Source organism: Mesorhizobium sp. M4B.F.Ca.ET.214.01.1.1 (assembly GCF_004791545.1).
Taxonomy (GTDB): Bacteria; Pseudomonadota; Alphaproteobacteria; order Rhizobiales; family Rhizobiaceae; genus Mesorhizobium; species Mesorhizobium abyssinicae.
In genome coordinates this window covers 1-290 of the sequence record NZ_SRUX01000258.1, presented here as the reverse complement: position 1 = coordinate 290, position 290 = coordinate 1, and the positions used below count along the sequence as shown (strand labels likewise).

General features: G+C 63.4%; 1 protein-coding gene and 1 pseudogene. Both read left to right on the top strand.

Annotation, left to right across the window (positions count from 1 at the left end):
* Nucleotides 1–200: pseudogene (locus EN857_RS34150) on the top strand (homoserine kinase); the annotation flags it as partial.
* A partial coding sequence (locus EN857_RS34145; RefSeq protein WP_348630926.1) for an RNase H family protein occupies nt 197–290 on the top strand: 94 nt, incomplete at its 3' end. The pseudogene EN857_RS34150 and the gene EN857_RS34145, both read left to right, overlap by 4 nt.

Sequence of the window (290 nt, the reverse complement as noted above, 5' to 3'; positions counted from 1 at the left end):
GGCCGCTCTCGGCCGATGAGAAAGCGGCGCTGCCGATCCTGGCGCGCGGCTCGGCGCTTCGCTTCATGCTGACCCGCCTCTATGACTGGCTGACCATTCCCGATGGCGGGCTGGTGATGAAGCGCGATCCGACCGAATATATCCGCCGCATGCGATTCCATCGCGCGATCAGATCGCCATCCGAATACGGGCTCAAATGACCAAGCAGGTTGAAATCTTCACCGACGGCGCTTGCTCGGGCAATCCCGGGCCTGGCGGCTGGGGCGCCATTCTGCGCTTCAACGGCAAGA